Consider the following 19914-nt stretch of genomic DNA (forward strand, 5'->3'; position numbering starts at 1 on the left):
GCATCATCCATCAAGACATGGGTGAAACAAGCCCGCCTCATGCGGCGGACGATGCGCGCGGCGGAGAAATCATTCTCCGCACGCGCCGTCGCCGTCTTATTTTCATAGGCGGCCTTGTTGCCTGGGGCTTGATCGCGATTCTCGCCCTCTTTGCGAGGTAAGCGTCGCTAACGAACTGAGCGCCCATATCTGCCGTCTCCTCCCCGCCTCACGCTAGCGCAATTCCGGCTATAATGTTCAGAGCGGCATCAGGATCGAACAACGCACACCGCGAGGATCGAATAGGATGTCTGCCTTTCCACCCTGCGCACGAAGCGCACGCTCCAGCATCCGCGATCCGAACCCTCTTCGCGTCGGCGGCGCCACAGCGGGACCGCCGCTCTCGTTCCAGTCTATGCGCAGGGAGCCGCGGTCCCCTGTCGTATCGCTTTTCCAACATACATCCACGATGCCCGTGTCGTTCGAAAGCGCACCATATTTGACCGCATTGGTCGCGAGCTCATGGAGCGCCATTGCGGCAAGCAACGCTTTGGCGGCCCCCAATTCCATGTCGCTGCCCCCGATCGCTACGCGGCCGGGATGGGTATCCGAGAAGACACGCAAAGCGCGCGCCACCATTTCGCGTACAGAGACGGCGCCCCATTGTTTCTCGGTGAGGAGATCATGCGCCGACGAGAGAGCGGAGAGCCGTGCCTCGAAGGAGCGGCGTTCCTCGGCGGGCGCGGCCCGGAAAGTCTGCCCGGCGATCGCTTGAACCATCGCGAGCGTGTTTTTCACCCGGTGGCGCATTTCGGCAAGCGTGAGGGCGAGAGCTTTCTCCGCACGTTTGCGCTCGGCAATTTCGAAGTGAGCCGATTTGTGAAGTTGGGCATTGTCCATCGCGACCGCCGCCTGCGCCGCGACTGCCGCGACCAGATTCTCGATTTCGGCGTCGAAGATGCCGGCCTCGTCATGACCGAAGAAGAGGCCGCCATGGACTTTCCCCGAACGCGAGACGACAGGCACCGCGAGATAGCTCACGACCGGCAGATGACCTTCCGGCATGCCGGAATGCGGCGAATTTCTCCCGTAACGCGAGTCCGCGCGGATGTCGTCCGAGCGGATGATGGTCTCGCCGCGAAATGTCGGTTCGAAAAGGGCGGTATTGCGGGGCATGCCGAAGCGCTCGAAAGCAGAGCGCGGCGCGCCCGCGAGCGAGAAGAGCTGGTAGCTTTCGCCCGCGATATCCTCGACATTGTAAAAGAAGGCGCCGAAGCGCGCACCGCTTAATTCGACGCCGATTTGCGTGACGGCATCGACGATGCGCTCGAGATCGAGGTCCTGCGACACGATGCGCGCCGCGCGGTTGAGGTGCGCGAGATGCTCCGCCTGCCGCGCGAGACGCGCCTCGACGGCCCTGCGTTCGCCGATATCGCGGGCGATTTTAGATGCCCCGATGATTGTCCCGTCGGCACGCCGCACCGGCGATACGGTAATCGACAGATGGATTGGCGAGCCGTCCTTGCGGCGCCGCACTGTCTCGAAAGGCTCGACGCGTTCGCCCGCGCGGATGCGTTCGATAATGCGACTCTCCTCGTCCCAGCGATCATCCGGGATGAGGGTTAGGATCGATCGGCCGACGATTTCGCCGGCATGATAGCCGAAAAGTCTTCGGGCAGCGGGGTTCCAGCTCGTGATGATGCCATCGAGATTCTTGGTGATAATCGCATCGTCTGAGCCCTCGACGACGGCTGCGAGATAGGCCGCGACTTCGGCCGATGGCGGTACGTCCCGATTATTCATGATTCTCCCCGATCGCGTCCCACGACGAAACGCCCCTCGCTTGCGATGAAACCGTCGAGGGCTTGATGCGTTCCCCCACCGCTGCCATGCGCCCTGCCCGAGTGCCGCGCATAAGCTCGAAGTTGCAGGGGACCAGGTTTGCCCGTCGAAAACAGGCTCGATTGTGAGATTCTCGTCGTGGAGGATGAGTGGCTCGTGCGACTCGACCTCGTCGAGGCGCTGGAAGAGGTTGGCGCGAGGGTAGCGGAGGCAGAAACCGCCGAAGATGCCCTCGACCTGATGGCAGGCGCGATGCCGCGGATTCTCGTCACCGATATCCGCCTTGCGGGTGTCATGGACGGCTGGGACCTCGCGGAGGCGTATCGCGGCCACTATCCCGAAGGCGGGGTGATCTATGCGTCGGCGAACGTGCCGATCGGCGCCCGTCAGGTGGCGGGAAGCGTCTTTTTTCCCAAACCGGTAGCGACGGCTGCGCTCATCGATGCCTGCCACGCGATCTGCTCGCCGAAGAAATAGGCGTACCGAAGCCTGCCGCAGAGCAGCAGGTCAGCGTGCAGCGGTTACCGATGGCATTGCCGAAGGGCACGCGACCGGGTCGCGAGGCAGCAGCTTCCAAAGATTATCGACCGATTTGGTCATGCGAACGAGGAGCCTTTCGCCCTCCCAAAGCTCGACTCCCTGACCGCGGCGCACGTTCAACGCCTGCTGAAAGGCCTGATAATCGTCCGCGGCATTGAAGTCGACACGGCACGGCCGCTCCGCGCCTTCCTCTTGCAGCACGAGGTAAAATACACGCATGACCGCTCCTTGTCGGGAGCAAGCGCTACCAGGCTCTCGGCATGTTGGATCGGCTGGCCGTATGCAACGGATCGACCGCGGATAATGCCGGAACCACGAAAAGCCGATCAGTGGGAACCGCAGCCTGCCCTCCTTCTAACATGAGGCGGCCAAGGACAGCAGAGAATTCGGCATGATCGAGATCAACCAGCCCGCGGCGGGTCGCCCTGAGCTAACGTTTGGGGCGCATCGGCGACCGGCGCGTCGCAAGACGACTGCCTCCCGGCGAGCCGGTACAAAGAAATGGCGTTGCCGGCCGCGACGGACGTTCGGGGAGAGGCGCATCGCCCCCGCCGCTATTGCATGGTGGCGAGCTGCGCGGGCGGAAGGCCTTCGTCTTCAGCCTGCGCCTGAAGCTCGCGCTTGCGTTCGAGCATCCGCTCGCCGAGCGCATCGAGATCGATTTCGGCGGCGCGGGCCTGCTGGAACATATTGCCCTGCTGCTTCTCTTCCTCCTTCACATGATGCTTGATTTCTTCCGAGAGCACCGTGACCTTGGCTTCGAAAAATTCGTCGTCGGGACCCGAGGCCAGAATATCGTTGATCAGGACCTTGGCGCCGTCATGCTCGACCCATGCCTCCTTCAGAAGATCCTCCTCGACCTTACCCTTCAGCGCCGGATAGAAGACCTCTTCCTCGATCTGGGCATGGATCTTCAGCTCGGTGCAGATGCGCTCCGCAATCTCGGCCTTGCGGCTCTTCGACGAGGCCTTCTCGAATTCCTCGAACAGGGCTTCGACCGCGCGATGATCCGCGGCGAGAATATGGGTGGCGTCGGTATCGATTTCGGCGTGCTTCATGACAATCCTCCTTGCGCCCCCGAGCGGAGGAACCGACGAGCCCGGCCGAAGTTTCCGCCAAAACCACCGCACAAGGCCTCATTTAACTTCGATCAATCATTTTTTGGGCTTGGGCGTGGCAACGCGCTCCCGCCTGCGCGCGGCCTCAGCGCCTGCCGCGCATGACATGGCCGTCGCGGCTCCTCAGCCAGTTGTGAAGACGGGTCGCGGCGAGCGCGCCATGTCCGGTGGCCGTGCTGATCTGGTCGAGTCCCGCCAGCACATCGCCTGCGGCATAGAGACCGGGCAACAAAGACTGCGCAAAGGCATCGTCGGGAAGGCAGCCATCGGCATCGGTTTCGAAGCCCGCACTGCGCGCAAGCTCGCTTCGCGGCGTGGAGCCGAGCGCAGGATAAAGCGTGTCGAAGCGGCGCGGCGCCGTTTCGCCGGCAAACTCCGCAATGATTGCCGTCCCGTCGAAGCAGAGGCGCACGACCTCGCGTTCGACTATCTCGATATCACTTTTCTCGAGTTCGGCGCGCTCCCGTGCATCGAGCGCGACGCGATGCTTCGGAATGAGGGTGACGCGATGCGAATATTGGCGGAGGAACATCGCCTCGGCCGCTCCGTGAAGGTCGGACCCGAGCACGGCGATGTCCCGCTCCTTATGCTCGTATCCGTCGCAGATCGGGCAATATCGAAGCGCGCCGGCCGCCACCGCGCGGGCGTGATCGCCTTCCGTCAGTGACGCCTCGTGTGTTACGACCCCGGTCGCTAGAATGACTCCGCGCGCGGTGACCTCGACGCCCGACCCCAGGCCGAGCCGGTAAAGCCCGCTCGCACTATCGCGTGTCAGCGTCACAACCTTGTCCTCACAAAAAGCGACATCATATTCGCGAGCTTGACGCTCGAGCCGTTCGAGAAGGTCGCACCCCGATATACCGTCCGGAAAGCCGGGTACGTTAAACGCCATCGGGGCGCCCGCGGCGCGCGATCGCCCGTCGTGCACGATGAGGGTCCGCCGGCGATAGCGGCCGAGATAATAGGCCGCCGTGAGACCGGCGGGGCCGGCGCCTACCACGGCGACTTCGCAAGGGGCGACGCCCCCTTCCGTACCATCATGGCCGGGTCGAGACCCCGCAGCGCTCATTCGGGCTGGCTGCCGGAGGCGGCCCGCAAGCGGGCCGAGGGAGTGGCGGCGGCGGGCCACTCGCCAGGCTCCAGCTCCGCTCGTCGCCCGAATTCGGCGTGGGTGGTGAGGAGGATGAGGCCATCCGGATGAAAATCGATTTCGGTCGCGGGGACGGCGCGCAGACTTTCGTCGATACCGCCGATCCCCCCGCTCGCGATGACGAGATAGCTCATTTGCGCCGTGTCGCAGGAAATCATGGCGTCGACGACGTGGCCCGCTTCTTCACCCGCGATGTCGCTGACGGGCAGACCGCGCATGCCGCTTGCGGCAAGGAGCGACGGGGCGCTGTGCGCCTGACTTCGGCGCTCGGCGCCGCGGGCACCGTCCTCATAGCGGCGTTGGCGGCCGAGCCAGCGCCAGATCCCGACGAGATTGACGAGCGTCAGGAAGATGTTGGTCGCGACGAGATTGGTCTGGCTGGTCGAAATCCCGACGATCGACCAAGCAATCGACCCCGCGGTAAAAACCACGAAGCCCCATCCCGTAACCCGTGCGCCCAGATTGGCGGCAGTCATCATCGCGGCGATCATCGTCGCGGCGGGGGCAATGATCGATGCTGCGTCTTCCAGACCCAATCTCCCTGTCGCTTCGCCGTGCCGGGTTCGAACGCTGCGCGGCGGCTGCCCGTTCCGACCGGTACCCCGTCATTGCCATCAACCGCGCTTGCGGCGCGCCGCCGTGTAGGCCGCTTCGGCCCCCTCAATGTAGAGATAGGCCGGGTCGAACTGTCCGCGGCGAGCGAGCGCATGAGGATCGCCGATCTCGACGCTTCCGTTGCGGACGAGGCAGAGCGCTTCCTCGCGAAGTTGACGCAGAACGCGGTTGACGTGGACAGTGGTCAGCCCGCAGATTTCTCCGATGTCCGCCTGCGTCAGCGCGAGGGCGAACCGGCGCCCGTCGCTCAGGCCCACCGACTGGAGGCGGACATTGGTTTCGCACAGGAAGTGCGCGACGCGTCCGACGGCATCGAGGCGGCCGAGGCGGAAGAGCCAGGCGCGGTGAATGGCCGCATCGAGCAGGGTCGCGAACCAGAGTTTGCGCGAAAGGTCGGGCATCTCGGCGGTGATCGCATCGAGCGCCCGGTGCGGCACGATCGCGACGGTCGCCGCGGTCATCGTTCCCACGTCATGATCGAGGCGCTTCAGCGGATAGGCGTGGAGATCGACGAAGTCGCCGGGGAGATGGATAGCCACGAGTTGGCGAAGGCCGTTCCGGTCGTCGAGATAGCGCGACATGATGCCGTCGACGAGGAGCGTGCTCTGGTCGAGCCAGTCGCCCGCGCGCGCGATGATGCGGCGGGCGTCGATCGTCTCGACGCGGTCGATGGAGGCTTCGAGGCGGGCGTATTCGCCAGGCTCGAGGCTGACCCCGCGTCGGTCTCTCAAGAAGCGTTCAGTATACATGACTGACGGTCCCTCAAAGGTCGAATAGCATGGGGCGGGCTTGCCTCCTGCTTTCCTCCCGAAAGCCGCCCCGCAGCCCTTATGGGAAGCGGAATCGTGATGATGCAGGTTAATCAAGCCCGCGCTTCCAACTTCCGAGACGCCATTCTTGTTCCCGGACCAAGTGGGCAAAGTCACGCTCGAACGCCAGCAGACCGCGTAGGGGGTGAAGCATTGAAGCGCGGAGCGCTGGCCGGGCCGGTTCCACGTCGTGCTATTACCGCAACGCGTACATTTTCGGTTCCTCCCCGGCTGCAATGGAACCTTGCACGACCCGCGAGCGATAGGCACAGAGGATCATCGCCGACGCAAGCGACGTGGTGAGTCCAGCGCAAGCGGGAGGGGCGTATCGGACCGGCGGCAGGCTCTTGCAGCTGCCAACGGCGGGAGGAACAAGCGTGCCCCGTTTCTATTTCCACAGCAGCAGCGGTCGAGCCGAGCTGGATGAAGAAGGGGTCGACCTTGCCGATCTTACCGCCGCTCGGCTCGAGGCGGCACGCTATGCCGGCCATTTGCTCGCCGACGATCCCGCGCTCATCGACGACACCGTGTCCCTCCGTGTCGAGGTCACCGATGCGGAGGGCTGCCTCTGCTGCGCGGTGATCGTTACCACGGTCGATGCGCGGCGCAGGATCGAACGGCCCGCGCCGTCCTCCGCATAGCCTCTCCGCGTCCGGACCCTGTGTTCCGGCTATCGCGCTGCCACCATCGCCGCAGCCTCTTCGAGCATCGCGAGCGCGAGGTCGACTGCGGCTTCGAGGACTGCGGCTCGTCCAATATCTCCGACATGATGCTCTTCGACCCGGGTTTCATGATGGGCCGCGGCGATAAAGAGAAGGCCGACTTCTTCGTTGCCCTGCTGCGGACCGCAGAAGCCGGTCACGGCGACCGCGATACCGGCTCGGCTTCGCGCCAGCGCCTGCGCTGCCATGGCGCGGGTAGCCTCGGCATTGACGCCTTCATCACGCTCTGCGTCCGCGCGATCCAAGCCGAGCATCTCGCATTTCGCATCGGCGGAGTAGACGATGAAACCGCGCTCAAGCCAGGGGCCGAGCGCTGCGTCTCCGGCAAACAGGGCGGCAAGCTGCCCGCCCGTACAACTCTCGGCCGTGGCGACGCGCAATTCGGCTTCGGCCAGCATATTCGCGAGGCGGCGCGTCGCGTCGGCGCGTCGTCGCTTCTCGCGGGGCGGCGCCATTTGCTCAGACGGCATCGTCGTCATCCTGCTGTTTCGCCGCATTCGTGCCGCGCGCCAGAAAACTGATCTTGCCCTGGGGCTCGAGGATTGCCCACTCGACGTCCGAGAGGCGGGCGATGCCCGCAAGGCGCATTTCCGACAATATCTCGTCGCGCGTCAATCTGTCGCGACGCAAATTTCGCGCGATGATCTCCCCTTTCTTGACGATGATTTTCGGCGAACCATCGAGCAGGGCTTCGAGCCGGGGAAAGCGATAGGTTGCCCAACTGAGTAGAAGCGCCCAAAAAGCGAAAGTGCTGATTGCAAGCAGGCCACCGGTCAGGCTGAAGTCATTATGGGTGACTCCCTGCTGGATCAGGTCCCCCATGACGATCAGCAACACCAGTTCAAACGGCGTCATCTGTCCGAGCTCCCGCTTTCCGAGCAAGCGGATGAGCACATAGAGAAAAACGAACATCGCGGTGGCGCGCAGGACGATATCCATCAGGGTAGAACCCGGATGGATATCGGCTGCCGGCCAATCAGGCGGTCGCCGTCATAAACGGCGATCGCCCCGTCCGTCCCTGCGAAGAGCGGGGGATTGATTTGTCCGTCGATCTTGATGCGGAGGGTCTCGCCGGCTTCGAGCGGACCGTAGGAAAAGCGAAATTCGCCGCGACGAAACTCCTCTTCCGCAGCAGCGGGTATCATCGTGTTGATCGTCATGTCGCGCCAGAGGCGGGGCTCGACGGCAAGCACGGCTTCTTCAATCCCGGCCTTGCTGCGGACTTCGATTTCGGTCTCGAAAAATTCGCCGTTCCGGATGATGCCCGGGGTTTTCACCTCCAGGGTGGCGAGCGCAAAATCGGCTCTAGCGCGCGGACTTGGTTGCCCTCCGGCGAGACCGAGGCAAGCGGTCAGCAGGAGCCCGCCGATCAAAAGGAGCGAAGTCGGCGTCACGAATATGTCGCCGCCGCCTGCCCCGCCTCCTTCCGATATTCCTTCGGGTAATTCGCTCAACCGACGCCTCCGGCCATTACCAGCCTCGCACGCGACCGCAGCTTCATATCCCTGCCGGCGGCCGCTCGCGGAATTAAACGAGGTAGTCGGATGCGAGTTCCCGCCGTTTGCCACGATCGACCTAACCTCGATCAAGGGTTCCCACCGCGCGTCGCGGATCTGCCGCCTAGCCCATGCTCGCGAGCAGCGCATCGACCGTGGTGGTCGCAAAACCGATGGCGCTGTCCGAGATTCCGTACGGAATGAAAAGTCGGTCACCGATCGCGGTTGCGCCGCAGGTATAGACGACATTGGGCACATAGCCTTCGCGGTCGCTCTCGGCCGCCGAGAGGATCGGACAAGCTGTGCGCGCCAGGACGCGGCCGGGATTCTCCTTGTCGAGAAGCGCCGCCCCGAGACTATATTTGCGCATCGCGCCGACGCCATGGGTGAGCAGGATCCATCCCGCGTCGCATTCGATCGGGCTTCCGCAATTGCCCATCTGGACGAGCTCCCAAGGGAAGCGCGGCCGGATCAGCGGCTCGCCTTCATCGTCCCATTCATTGAGACTGTCCGACGCAAGGATGGTGATATTCTTGCCGTCCTGCCGCGCGATCATGCAGTAGCGTCCGTCGATCTTTCGCGGAAAGAGCGCCATGCCCTTGTGCCTTGCGGCCCGTCCAACGAGGGGTTCGAGCGTGAAACTTCCGAAGTCGCGGGTACGCATAAGTTCGGACCGAATTTCGCGTCCCGAATAAGCCGTGTAGGTCCCAAGATATTCTTTTTCGCCACCATCGTGCGTGAATTGAACCAAACGCAGATCCTCTAGCCCGTTGCGCTGGGCTTCGGTGACGGGGAAGAGCACCGAGTTCGAAATCGTGCTTCCCGCGAGGCGGTGAACATCGACCGGCTCGTCGGTCTCGCAGCGATGGCGGTCGTCGGCGACCGCCGCCATCGCTGGACCCGACTGGGGCCAGAGCTGAAATCGCGAGCCCGGCCCCATGATGCCCTCGCGAAAGGCGATCGAGGAGATATGGCCTTCGCCTACCGCGCGCATCGACATGACGAAGCGTAGCTGATCGTCCGCGATGCCGCTCTGGTCGGGATGCGGAACCACGCTCGGGTTCATGAGCGCCGCGGCGGCATAGCTATATTCGTGACAGAAATAGGCGCCGATGACGCGGCGCTTGACCGGCGAGACCCGCGCCTCGTCAAGAGCCAGATCCTCGGCCACCTCGCGAAAGCGTTCGTCGAAAATCTGACCTATCTGCCAGTGGCGCTCGGAGAAATCTTTCCAGATCAGGCCGAGCTCCAGTTCGGCCTGGTCGTCGCCCATCGCCAATATGTCCGCGACGAGCTGCGCCGCGCGCGACGGTTCCGAGACATTTGATTGCCAGGCGAGATGAAAGGGCCGCAGGACAACCCGGCTCGGATCGGCGGTGAGCTTTTCGCCAAGTATCTCCAAGGGGGACTGCTCCGGCCGGCAGATCAGCATATTCGGGAATGCCTTTCGATCTCTACCCCCGGCGCAGGATAGGCAGCCGGCGGTGGGGTGCAAGGAGAAAGGAAAACGCCGCTTTCCGCCGCGCGTTCCGTGAAATGCGAAGCTGGTTTCAGGCTATCCTTCGGTCCAAGCGGCGAGGAAGCGCGCGGCGACGTCTGACTCGATTTCATCGGATCGGGCTCTCCAGACGCACTCGCCGGGCGAGGCTTTCACTCCCCCGGCTTTCAGCTCGCCCGCAATCGGCAGCAGAAGAAGCGGATGGGCCGAAGGCAATGGCGTCATGTCGGCACCTGCGACATGAGCGAGCGAAAGCCGGGAACCCGAGAGCAGCCCTGTGCTCGCCCGGGCGGCTACGAGCTGCCGGCTTGAGGCCGCCATCGGCTCGGCGCGCGCGACCTCGACGCCATCGTCGAGATGGAGATCGCGGGGCCGCCCATAGTCGTACAGGCGATAGGTGACGTCGCTCTTCTGCTGGATTTCGGCAAGCGTCAGCCCCCCGCCGATCGCGTGCACGGTGCCGGGCGGGATATGAAAGAACATCCCGGCCTCGGCGGGATGCCACTGCATGAGCGTCTCGATTTCTCCCGAAATCGCGGCGGCCCGAAGCGCCTCGCGGTCGAGCGACCGTATCGTGCCGATGCCAAGCCGGGCGCCGGGTTCGGCGTCGAGGACCAGCCAGCACTCCTCCTTGCCGTTCGGAAGGCCTCGGCGACGGGCCTGCGCATCGTCCGGATGAACCTGAATCGAAAGGCGTTCGCTCGTGAAGAGATATTTGGCGAGAAGCGGGCAGTCGTCCGGCGGATCGAACCAAATCTCGCCGACACGCTGAGACTCCCCGCTCGAAAACGGTGGTGGAAGCCTCTCGACGCCCCACGGCTTTTCCACCGCGATCTTGGAAAGTTTCGAAACGCTCGCGGTACGCGCCGCACTATCGAGCATGAGGATCGCCTCCCAGCATATTGTCATTCCCCAACCGACGACGCGCCGAACGGTCGATCGTTCCGGGCGACGTCTCGACCATGGAGACCCGCTTTCGGGCAATGCGAAACGCGAGATTGTATCGCTCGCCTCGTCCCGACCCCGGCCGCGACGCCTGCTACGGAAAGATTCGACATAACCTGGATCAATCGCCCGCCGAAAATGCGTCGTTCGGGCTTGCTGCACTGCAACCACGGCACGCGCCGGCGCGTTGGCAGCGTCATACGACCAATTCGAAACCGGCTCGGCAGGCGCGGAGCGCGGACCCTTGCGCCCGGCAGCGCGAGGGCGAGGTTTTCGCCTGCCCGGCCCATATATGAGGATGGGCATGAAACATATCAGCGAGGACCGTCACTTTCGCAGTTTCGGCGAAGAAGATTTCTCGCTTGTGGGAACGCTCGCCGACGAAGCCGCATCCTCGGCGGCGTTGCCGCCGCCGCGCCTGGCGATGGTGGGCTGCTACAGTCCGCGCAAATGCGGCATCGCGACCTTCACCGCCGACACATGCCGCCACCTCGACGCCGCGAGGCCCGATCTCCCGATCGACATTTACGCGATGCAGAGCCTCGCTGACCCCGCGACCGACGCCGAAGTGACGCGCGCGATCCGCGACGATGTGCCAGCCGACTATCGCGCCGCCGCGGCCGCGATTAACGCGAGCGGCGCGACGGTCGTCTGGCTGCAGCACGAGTTCGGCATCTTCGGCGGCGCTGCCGGCGAGATGATCTTCGAACTCGTCGACAGGATTGCCGCGCCGCTCATCGTCACGCTTCATACGGTGCTCGCCGAGCCCGCCCCCCAGCAGCGCCGCGTCGTCGACCGGCTCGTGGCGCGCGCGAGCACGCTCGTCGTCATGAGCGAACATGCCCGGACCACGCTGATCGACACCTATGGGGCCGACCGGGCGCAGATAGCACTCATCGAGCATGGCACGCCCGACCGTAGCTTCAACGAGATATCGAAGATGCGCCGCGCGCTCGGTCTCGCCGAGCGACCGGTCCTGTCGACTTTCGGCCTGATCGGGCCGGGCAAGGGGCTCGAGGCCTCGATCCGCGCACTCCCCGCGATCGCGGCGCAATATCCCGATATCCTTTACCGCATCGTCGGGGCAACCCATCCCAATCTGATAGCCCATGAGGGCGAGGCCTATCGCGACGGCCTCGTGGCACTCGCGGACAGCCTTGGCGTCTCCGAAAATATCGCATGGGAGAACCGCTTCCTCGATACGGAAGACCTTCTCGACCAGATCGAGCTTTGCGACATCTATCTCGCTCCTTATCCCAACCTCGAGCAGGTCACCTCGGGAACGCTTGCTTATGCCGTCGCGCTCGGTCGTGCCGTCATTTCGACCCCCTTCGTTCATGCGCGCGAACTGCTGGCCGGGGAGGCCGGCATCTTGCTTCCCTCCGCGGAGAGCGAGGCGATCGCCGAAGCCGTGCGCCTTTTGCTCGCGGTCCCCGAAGAGCGGCGCGCGCTGCAGCGCCGCGCCTATGCGCGCGGCCGGCGCACGGCTTGGGGAGCGATCGCCGAACAATGCGCGGCGCTCATCGAAACGGTTTCGGCGCCAGCCGCTGAGCTCGCCGCCCGGCGCGGCGTCCCGGCGCTGGGCGGTGTGTGGGCGATGTGCGACGATGTCGGCATGTTCCAGCATGCCATCCTGACCGTGCCGGACCGTCGTCACGGCTATTGCATCGACGACAATGCCCGCGCGCTGATGCTCGTCTCGAGCTTGCCTCCGCGCCTGCAGGCGGAGATGGAGCATCGGGCGCTCGCCTTTGCAAGCTTCATCCAGCACGGCTGGAACGAGGATCTTCGCTGTTATCGCAACTTCATGGGATATGATCGGTGCTGGCGCGAAGACGCGGGCTCGGAAGACAGCAATGGTCGCACCCTCTGGGCGCTCGGCCACGCGGCGGCGCGTGCGCGCCCTGTCCTGCGTCAATGGGCGTCGGCCTGGTTCGCGCGCACGGCCGGGATCGCCCTCGAATTCGAGAATCCGCGCGCGCTCGCCTTTGCGATACTCGGCGCCGACGAATATCTCGCGCACGAGCCCGATCATCGTCCTGCCCGCGCGATCATCGAACGCGGCGGCGCGTTGCTGGCTTCCCTGTGGAAGAGCGCGAGACGCAGCGGCTGGGACTGGTTCGAACCGGGTCTTGCCTACGACAATGCGCGGCTCGCCGAGGCGCTTATGCGGGCCGGCCGACGATTGGGATCGTTGCCCCTCGAACAAGCTGGCCTCGACGCGCTTGGCTGGCTCGCCGACTTTCAGACCGCTCCCGAAGGCCATTTCCGTCCGGTGGGATCCGAAAGTTTCGGCCGAGAAGGCGAAGCTCTCCCCTTCGATCAGCAGCCGCTCGAAGCCTGGGCGACGGTCGATGCCTGCGCGAGCGCCTTCGCTCTCACCAGCGGCGAAGTTTGGCGCTGCCATGCCGAGACCGCTTACAGCTGGTTTCTGGGGCGAAATGATCGCGGCGCAGCGCTCGGCGACCTGCGCTCGGGCCGCTGCCACGACGGGCTCGGTCCGCGCGAGGTCAATCGGAACTGCGGCGCTGAATCGATTCTCGCGTTTCACCTCGCACACCGCACGATGGCGGACATCTTCTGGCGCGACGCTGCGCCTACCATCCCCGAATGGCAGGCCGACGACAAGCGTCCGGCGCTGGTCGATTGACCATGCACCGGCCGATCCAGCCCGTCTTGCTGTGCGGCGGCGCGGGCACACGCCTCTGGCCGGCGTCGCGCGGTGCGCGCGCCAAGCAGTTTCTCGACCTCGTGGGCGGCGACAGCCTTTTTCGCCGGACGCTTAAGCGCGCCGCAGACGGGGCGTTTCTTCCGCCGCTCGTGATCTGCGGCGCCGAACATGTCGCGCTGGTTCGTGCGCAGGCAGAGGGCTTTGACCCGAAACTTCTCGTCGAGCCGGTTGCACGAAACACCGCCGGCGCTATCGCCCTTGCCGTCGCCGCTGCCGGTCCCGACACGCTCCTGCTGGTCATGCCGAGCGACCATATTGTCGAAGACGTCTCCGCCTTCCGGCAGGCCGTGGCGAGGGCGCAAATGCTGGCCAGGGACGATTGGATCGTCACTTTCGGCATCACCCCCGATCGTCCCGAAACGGGTTTCGGTTACATCGCGAGCGGCGCGGCGCTCGGCGACGCGGGGTTCGCGGTCGAGCGCTTCGTCGAAAAGCCACCGCGCGCCAAGGCCGAGGCAATGCTGGCGGCAGGCGGGTACAGCTGGAACGCGGGAATTTTTCTCTTTCGGGCGGGTGCGATGCGCGACGCGATGCGCGAACATTGTCCGGCGATATACCTTGCCGCCGAGGCTGCGTTCGCGGCGGCAAGCGAGAGCCCCCATGCCATCTACGCCGACGGACCTAGCTTCGCCGCGGCCCCGTCGGACTCGATCGATTATGCCGTGCTCGAGAAACATGCCCGCGTTGCGGTGGTTCCCGTCTCGATGGGGTGGTCGGACCTCGGGAGCTGGGAGGCGGTACACGCGCTTGCCCGCTGCGATGAAACGGGCAATGCCTGCGATGGCGAACTGTTCGCGCACGAGAGCCGCGGCTGTCTTGTGCGCGCGCCCGGAAAGCGCGTCTCGCTTGTCGGCATGGAGGACGTCGCGGTGATCGTCGATGGCGACGATATTCTGGTCATGCCGCTTGCGCGCTCGCAGGACGTGCGCGCCGCCGCAAAGGCGTGCGGATGACGATAGGCGCCCGGGTTTTCACAGTCCGAAACGGGATTTGGGAATATGGGTGATTCGGCACGCAAGGTCCCCCTCGCCCGAGGCGACGATATAATGATCGCCGGCATCGACGATGCCGGTGGTGAAGACGACGTCGCGAATGTAGATCTTATCCTCAAGCGGCGCGGTGAGCGCCGGATTGGCCTCGAGCAGCGGCGCATGTTCCCCGTGGAGGACGCGCGAAGGATTCTCCGGATCGAGAAGCGACCAGTAGGTCCGGTATATGCCGACGACCTCCTTCGGCTCGACCCCGTGCCAGAGCGTGAGCCAGCCGCGCGGCGTCAGGATCGGCGGCGTCCCGCCTCCCATGCGCGCCGTCGCGACCGTACCCGCATGCGGCCGGAGACCGGGCTCGCGCCGCGGCTTCCAGTGGAGCGCGTCGGGCGACGAGGCGAGATTGATCGAGGGGCCCGCGCGCCACTCGCTGCCGGGCGGATAGGTGAAATAGAGGGCGCCCAAAGGCCGGGTCTGCGCCCAATATTGCCCACCGATCAGGCCCTCGAAGATGAGCATGTCCTTATTCTGGTGATCGAGCACGATATCCTCGAACCGCCAGTCGAGCCCGTTGGTGGAACTGTAAAGCGTCGTCGAATGGCGTTCGGGGCTTACCGAGCAGCTCGTCATCAGCCAGCGGTCGCCCAAATTCGAGATGCGCGCATCCTCGATGCCATAGCATTGGAAACTCGCCTGCGGCGCGATGGCGCGCTCATAGTGCACCGCAACGACGGCGAGGCCATCGGGCGAGAGTTCCACGGGCAGCAGCCAGGAAAGCGAGGTCAGCGCCATCACCTCCCAGGCGCCGCCGTGCACGAGGAATTTGCGCGGGTCGGAGGTATCGCAAAGATCGAGCGGCCAGGCGTCGAGGCGATAGCGGCCGCCGTCCCAGCGTATCGAATGGACATGGCCGTCGCGGACGGGATGGCGAAGCGCTTCCGCGACGCGCACGAGCAGCAGCAGATTATCGTTCGGAAGGCGCGCAAGCCCCGGATTGAAGGCGCCCAGCACGTAGGTTTCGGCCCCGAGCGCGCCCGCCAGGGGCGAACGCGCCGGATCGACATCGTCCGGACCGAAAACGAGGCGGTCGACCGCGAACTCCATGGCGGGCTCCTTTCGCCGCGGCGCGCCAATCACGCCCTACCGGGAAAAACCCCGAGCGGGTGCAATGTTCCCCGCCAGAAGCGATCTGCGTCCCGGTCCAAGGCGAGGCCGCGAGCCGATGTCGTAAAACCAATCGCGCAGATGGCGCCCTCGTCGCCTGCCCGAAACTAGGCGCGCTCCTATTTCGACCGAGAGGAAATGTTCATGAATAGCGATAAGGGAGCCCGAACCGAGGCGCGGTCAACCGCGGCTTTCAACCGCATCGGCCCGCGGTCGGGCACCGCCTTCCGGCTCGCGAAGGGCGACATACTTCATGTCGTCGACCCCGAAGGCGGCCAGGTCGGCGATTTGCTCGCCTTCGCCGCGGACGATGTCCGCGAATTGCTCTCGAACGGGCGCACCTTCGATTATGAGGAAACGATCCGGCTGACGGCAGGCAACCGGCTCTGGTCGAACCGCTCGCGTGCCATGCTCGAAATCGTCGAGGATAGCGTCGGTGTGCACGATTTCCTGCTTACCCCGTGCAGCGAAGCGACGTTCCGGCATTTCTATCCCGCCAAGCCCGTCCATCGCGGCTGTTTCGGCAATCTGGCCGAAGCTCTCGCCCCTTTCGGCATCGAGCCGGACGCGATCCCCGTAGCCTTCAACCTGTTCATGAACGTGCCGGTTTCGCCAAATGGTACGATCGAAGTCCTCCCCCCGCCGACCAGGCCAGGCGATCATATTCGGCTTCGCGCGCTTTGCGATCTCGTGATCGGCCTTACCGCCTGCTCGGCTTACGACAGTTGCGGCGGAACGTTCAAACCGATCGACTACCGCGTCGAAACCGCAAACCGGCCGAGGCGGAACGGGGAAGACAAATCGACCTAGGGTCGCGCCGCATCGACGTCCGACCGCTGTCGGCGCGCCTCGTCGGCGGCGAGAACCAGCGAGCGGCCGGTTCGTTCTGCAGCGTCGGGGGTCATCGCGACCGCGACCCCATTGGGCCCGTCGAGGAGAACGATGCCAAGTTCGGCGCTGGCCGTGCCGGCTTCGGTAAGGGGGCCGCTGTCATGCCCTTCCATCGTGGATCTCTCCTGTCCTGGCGTCGGAACATGAGCACGCCGAACGCCGTCGGGGGTCCGCGCGGCGCATTCATGCGGTGACTGGTCTCGACGCATAACCATCGGAGAGGCGCCGCGTTGCAGACCGCGGCCGGAGATTCGTCATAACCCAGATCAACCTCGCTCGTAGCGCGGCAACCTGCCCGCGCCTCGCCGGTTGACCTAGCGCCCCCCCGGTGCGCGGCGGCGCTTTTGGCGTCGCCGCGCCTTCTTCGCCAGCAAGAGAGATGACGATGAGCAAGACCCCCGCGACGCCGCGTACCGCCAGCAAATCCACGAAGACGATTACGGCGAGCGAAATCGCCGGCGCCGATCATCCGGGCGAAACCCCCGCAAAAGCCTCGCCGATTCCGTCCGATGCCGCGATCGAGCATAGCTATGGCGATGCGCAAGGTAGCGGCGGCGAGACTCGCCAGACCGCGGACAGCGGCGCGAGCGTGCTCACGACGCAGCAGGGGGCGCCCGTCTCCGACGATCAGAACAGCCTCAAGCAAGGCGCTCGGGGTCCGACGCTGCTCGAAGATTTTCACTTTCGCGAGAAGCTGTTTCATTTCGATCACGAGCGCATCCCCGAACGCGTTGTCCATGCGCGCGGCTACGGGGCGCACGGCTATTTCGAGCTCACGGAAAGCCTTGCGGACTATAGCCGGGCCGACATTTTCCAGCGCGTCGGCGAAAGGACGCCCGCATTCGTCCGCTTCTCGACGGTTGCGGGATCGAAGGGCAGCTTCGACCTCGCGCGCGACGTGCGCGGCTTCGCGGTCAAGCTCTACACGAAAGAAGGCAATTGGGATCTTGTGGGGAACAATATCCCCGTCTTCTTCATCCAGGATGCGATGAAGTTCCCCGATCTCATCCACTCGGTCAAAGCCGAGCCCGACCGCGCGTTTCCGCAAGCGCAATCCGCTCATGACAATTTCTGGGACTTTATCAGCCTGATGCCGGAAAGCTTCCACATGGTGATGTGGACGATGTCCGACCGGGCTATCCCGCGCTCCTTCCGCACGATGGAGGGTTTCGGCGTTCACAGCTTCCGGCTCGTCAATGCCGACGGCAAGTCGGTGTTCGTCAAATTCCACTGGAAGCCGCGGCAAGGCTTGCAGTCGGTCGTATGGAACGAGGCGGTGAAGATCAACGGAGCCGATCCCGACTTCCACCGCCGCGACCTGTGGGACGCGATCAATGGCGGCGACTTTCCCGAATGGGACCTCGGCGTCCAGCTTTTCGACGACGACTTTGCCGAAAGCTTCGACTTCGACATCCTCGATCCCACGAAGCTCATCCCCGAGGAACGGGTTCCGGTGCGCCTGATCGGGCGCCTCGTGCTCGACCGGGTGGTCGATAACTTCTTCGCGGAAACCGAACAGGTCGCATTTTGCACGCAAAATGTGCCCCCCGGTATCGATTTTTCGAACGATCCGCTGCTGCAGGGGCGCAATTTTTCCTATCTCGACACGCAGATCAAGCGATTGGGCGGTCCCAATTTCACCCATATCCCGATCAATGCCCCCAAATGCCCGATGGCGCATTTCCAGCAGGACGGACATATGGCGATGAAAAACCCCGTCGGCCGCGCCAATTACGAACCGAATAGCTGGGGACCGACCATCGGGGGACCGCGCGAGGATCCGGCCAGGGGCTTCACCAGCTTCGCCGAAGAAGCCCAGGGCGCGAAGCAGCGCGTGCGCCTGGAAAGCTTCGCCGATCATTATAGCCAGGCGCGGCAATTCTACATCAGTCAGACACCGATCGAGCAAAAGCATATCGGCGATGCGCTCGTCTTCGAACTCTCGAAAGTGGAACGGCCGGACATTCGCGCCCGCACCGTTTCGCATCTGCGCAACATCGACGAGAAACTGGCTGCGCGCGTCGCGGACGGTCTGGGGATCGCGCTTCCCGACGCCGCGCCCGCGGCGTCCGAGCCGAAGACCGACCTTCCCGCCTCCGACGCGCTCAGCATCGTCAAAAATGGCCCAGGCAGCTTCAAGGGCCGCAAGCTCGGGATCTTGCTGAGCGATGGCGCCGATGCCACGCTATTCAAGGCGCTCGTCAAGGCGGTGAAGACCGAGGGTGCGCTTTTCGAGATCGTCGCCCCCAAGATCGGCGGCGCGACGCTCTCCGACGGAACGAAGGTGGCAGCGCGGCACAAGATCGACGGCGGCCCTTCGGTGCTCTTCGACGCGGTTGCGATCCTCGTGTCCGAGGAAGGCGCGGGGGCGCTGGGTACCGATGCCACTGCGAAGGATTTCGTGACCGACGCCTTCGCGCACTGCAAGTTCATCGGCCATAGCGCGGACGCGGTCGCGCTACTCGAGGCGGCGGGCATCGCGGACAGCCTCGACGAGGCTTGCATCCCTTTGGGGAAGGCCGCCGAGGCGGCGACCTTCATCGAGGCCTGCCGCGCGCTTCGATATTGGCCGCGCGAAGCGGAGGTCGACATGGATGCTACCGGAACCGGTTGACGGCGCCGACTGTGGCGCCGCGCGCGCCCCGAGAAATGATCAAGCGCCGCGACCGCCCAGCAGTCGCCGGCGCCGACCGGCATTGCGCCCCGCGAAGGGGCAGCGCCATTCGGAGCCGACCTCGCGCCCGGAATATTGCCGGGCTTCGGATAAGCTTCCATGCCTCGCGAGCATCGGGTTGACGTCGCCTGCGAGCGCGACGTCGCGCGCGATAATCGTCGTGCGCATCTTCTCGTAGAGTCCGCTGGCGCGAAGCGTTTCGAATTGATCGTGAAGATTGAACACCAGCGCGGGGCGCTCGAACCGGCGCGCTGGCCGGCTCGCCCGAGGATGGAGGCCAACGACAAAGAAGGCTTCCCCTCCGAAACTCAACGAAAAATGAGGGTCGCGCGGATCGCTGCTGACGCGCGGGTCGGGAGGCTGACCGTGCCAGTCATCCTTGTGCGAGAGCGACGCGAGCCGATCCCACAGGCAGGCCTCGAACGCCTTTTCGTCGAGGCCGCTATCCTCTTCGAACAGGACGACGAGCGAGTGGAATAGCGATGGGCGCCGCGCGTAGCTCGAGGCAAGATCGAGAAGATTGGGGTAGATGCGAAGATCGTCCCACGCCGATCTTATGTCGCGGCCGACCACGAAGTGGACCTGATCGCGCGCGAGCGCGGACTTCGCGCCCACGCATGGAAACTCCTCCGATCGCAAAAAATCTGCGAAGCGCTCGGCAAGCGGATGGTCGGTTTCATTCGTGACAGGGAGCATGGCTGATAAACGATTGCTTGGGGGAGCCGGTTGCCGGCGATTGATCCATGTTGCGCTA

The 19914-nt window shown here is 64.5% G+C and carries 20 protein-coding genes; 6 read left to right on the forward strand and 14 right to left on the reverse strand.

The features are described 5' to 3' along the window. Nucleotides 1-237: 237 nt before the first annotated feature. Nucleotides 238-1782 carry a PAS domain S-box protein gene (locus E5675_RS15645; RefSeq protein WP_136175342.1) on the reverse strand — a complete coding sequence of 515 codons (1545 nt, stop codon included), beginning with the start codon at nt 1780-1782 and terminating at the stop codon, nt 238-240. A gap of 138 nt (nt 1783-1920) precedes the next feature. Here E5675_RS15645 and E5675_RS15650 point away from each other — a divergent pair, with 138 nt between their 5' ends. Further along, complete coding sequence (locus tag E5675_RS15650; protein ID WP_210727546.1) at nt 1921-2298, forward strand: response regulator; 378 nt, start codon at nt 1921-1923, stop codon at nt 2296-2298. Nucleotides 2299-2328: 30 nt separating this feature from the next. Here the strand turns inward: E5675_RS15650 and E5675_RS15655 are convergent, their stop codons facing one another. The 5 genes from E5675_RS15655 to E5675_RS15675 form a co-directional block, all read right to left on the reverse strand. Continuing rightward, nucleotides 2329-2580 (reverse strand): hypothetical protein, encoded by a 252-nt coding sequence (locus E5675_RS15655; RefSeq protein WP_136175343.1) that lies wholly within the window; start codon nt 2578-2580, stop codon nt 2329-2331. Between the two features lie 335 nt (nt 2581-2915). Beyond that, on the reverse strand, nt 2916-3419 hold the full coding sequence (locus E5675_RS15660) for a hemerythrin domain-containing protein (protein WP_136175344.1): 504 nt from the start codon (nt 3417-3419) through the stop codon (nt 2916-2918). A gap of 145 nt (nt 3420-3564) precedes the next feature. Beyond that, nucleotides 3565-4479 (reverse strand): NAD(P)/FAD-dependent oxidoreductase, encoded by a 915-nt coding sequence (locus tag E5675_RS15665; RefSeq protein WP_168707890.1) that lies wholly within the window; start codon nt 4477-4479, stop codon nt 3565-3567. Between the two features lie 65 nt (nt 4480-4544). Further along, nucleotides 4545-5165: a PRC-barrel domain-containing protein gene (locus E5675_RS15670; protein WP_348769807.1), complete on the reverse strand. Its 621-nt coding sequence runs from the start codon at nt 5163-5165 to the stop codon at nt 4545-4547. Between the two features lie 78 nt (nt 5166-5243). Next, complete coding sequence (locus E5675_RS15675; RefSeq protein ID WP_136175346.1) at nt 5244-5993, reverse strand: Crp/Fnr family transcriptional regulator; 750 nt, start codon at nt 5991-5993, stop codon at nt 5244-5246. Nucleotides 5994-6430: 437 nt separating this feature from the next. Between E5675_RS15675 and E5675_RS15680 the strand changes: the two genes are divergently transcribed. Continuing rightward, the gene (locus tag E5675_RS15680) at nt 6431-6694 is read left to right on the forward strand and encodes a hypothetical protein (protein ID WP_136175347.1); all 264 of its coding nucleotides are present in this window, start codon (nt 6431-6433) and stop codon (nt 6692-6694) included. 29 nt (nt 6695-6723) lie between these two features. On the opposite strand, the gene E5675_RS15685 is transcribed toward E5675_RS15680, so the two are convergent. From E5675_RS15685 to E5675_RS15705, 5 genes are all read right to left on the reverse strand, one after another. Beyond that, on the reverse strand, nt 6724-7254 hold the full coding sequence (locus tag E5675_RS15685; protein WP_168707891.1) for a nicotinamide-nucleotide amidohydrolase family protein: 531 nt from the start codon (nt 7252-7254) through the stop codon (nt 6724-6726). Next, the gene (locus E5675_RS15690; protein ID WP_136175349.1) at nt 7235-7714 is read right to left on the reverse strand and encodes a DUF421 domain-containing protein; all 480 of its coding nucleotides are present in this window, start codon (nt 7712-7714) and stop codon (nt 7235-7237) included. Before E5675_RS15690 ends, E5675_RS15685 begins: the two co-directional genes overlap by 20 nt. Continuing rightward, on the reverse strand, nt 7714-8169 hold the full coding sequence (locus tag E5675_RS15695; RefSeq protein ID WP_136175350.1) for a hypothetical protein: 456 nt from the start codon (nt 8167-8169) through the stop codon (nt 7714-7716). The genes E5675_RS15690 and E5675_RS15695 overlap by 1 nt, the downstream gene beginning before the upstream one ends. 226 nt (nt 8170-8395) lie before the next feature. Beyond that, a complete protein-coding gene (locus tag E5675_RS15700) occupies nt 8396-9673 on the reverse strand; it encodes a glycoside hydrolase family 130 protein (RefSeq protein WP_247594650.1) in 1278 nt (425 codons plus the stop codon). A 153-nt stretch (nt 9674-9826) separates the two neighbouring features. Beyond that, on the reverse strand, nt 9827-10597 hold the full coding sequence (locus E5675_RS15705) for a class I mannose-6-phosphate isomerase (RefSeq protein WP_136175352.1): 771 nt from the start codon (nt 10595-10597) through the stop codon (nt 9827-9829). A 421-nt stretch (nt 10598-11018) separates the two neighbouring features. On the opposite strand from E5675_RS15705, the gene E5675_RS15710 reads away from it, so the two are divergent. Together E5675_RS15710 and E5675_RS15715 are read left to right on the forward strand one after the other, a co-directional pair. Continuing rightward, nucleotides 11019-13364 (forward strand): glycosyltransferase family 4 protein, encoded by a 2346-nt coding sequence (locus tag E5675_RS15710; RefSeq protein ID WP_136175353.1) that lies wholly within the window; start codon nt 11019-11021, stop codon nt 13362-13364. Between the two features lie 2 nt (nt 13365-13366). Further along, on the forward strand, nt 13367-14398 hold the full coding sequence (locus tag E5675_RS15715) for a sugar phosphate nucleotidyltransferase (RefSeq protein WP_136176521.1): 1032 nt from the start codon (nt 13367-13369) through the stop codon (nt 14396-14398). Nucleotides 14399-14416: 18 nt separating this feature from the next. Here the strand turns inward: E5675_RS15715 and E5675_RS15720 are convergent, their stop codons facing one another. Next, nucleotides 14417-15535, reverse strand: a complete 1119-nt coding sequence (locus E5675_RS15720) for a glycosidase (protein ID WP_136175354.1) — start codon at nt 15533-15535, stop codon at nt 14417-14419. A gap of 204 nt (nt 15536-15739) precedes the next feature. Here E5675_RS15720 and E5675_RS15725 point away from each other — a divergent pair, with 204 nt between their 5' ends. Next, nucleotides 15740-16405, forward strand: coding sequence for an urea carboxylase-associated family protein (locus E5675_RS15725; protein ID WP_136175355.1), 666 nt, complete (start codon nt 15740-15742; stop codon nt 16403-16405). Here E5675_RS15725 and E5675_RS15730 read toward each other — a convergent pair. Next, nucleotides 16402-16599, reverse strand: coding sequence for a hypothetical protein (locus E5675_RS15730; protein ID WP_136175356.1), 198 nt, complete (start codon nt 16597-16599; stop codon nt 16402-16404). The two genes, E5675_RS15725 and E5675_RS15730, sit on opposite strands and share 4 nt — an antisense overlap. Before the next feature lie 272 nt (nt 16600-16871). On the opposite strand from E5675_RS15730, the gene E5675_RS15735 reads away from it, so the two are divergent. Continuing rightward, nucleotides 16872-19100 carry a catalase gene (locus E5675_RS15735; protein WP_136175357.1) on the forward strand — a complete coding sequence of 743 codons (2229 nt, stop codon included), beginning with the start codon at nt 16872-16874 and terminating at the stop codon, nt 19098-19100. A gap of 39 nt (nt 19101-19139) precedes the next feature. On the opposite strand, the gene gntA is transcribed toward E5675_RS15735, so the two are convergent. After that, nucleotides 19140-19856 carry a guanitoxin biosynthesis heme-dependent pre-guanitoxin N-hydroxylase GntA gene (gene gntA, locus E5675_RS15740; protein WP_136175358.1) on the reverse strand — a complete coding sequence of 239 codons (717 nt, stop codon included), beginning with the start codon at nt 19854-19856 and terminating at the stop codon, nt 19140-19142. Between the last annotated feature and the right edge of the window lie 58 nt (nt 19857-19914).

Source organism: Sphingopyxis sp. PAMC25046 (assembly GCF_004795895.1).
In the GTDB taxonomy this organism is placed as follows: Bacteria; Pseudomonadota; Alphaproteobacteria; order Sphingomonadales; family Sphingomonadaceae; genus Sphingopyxis.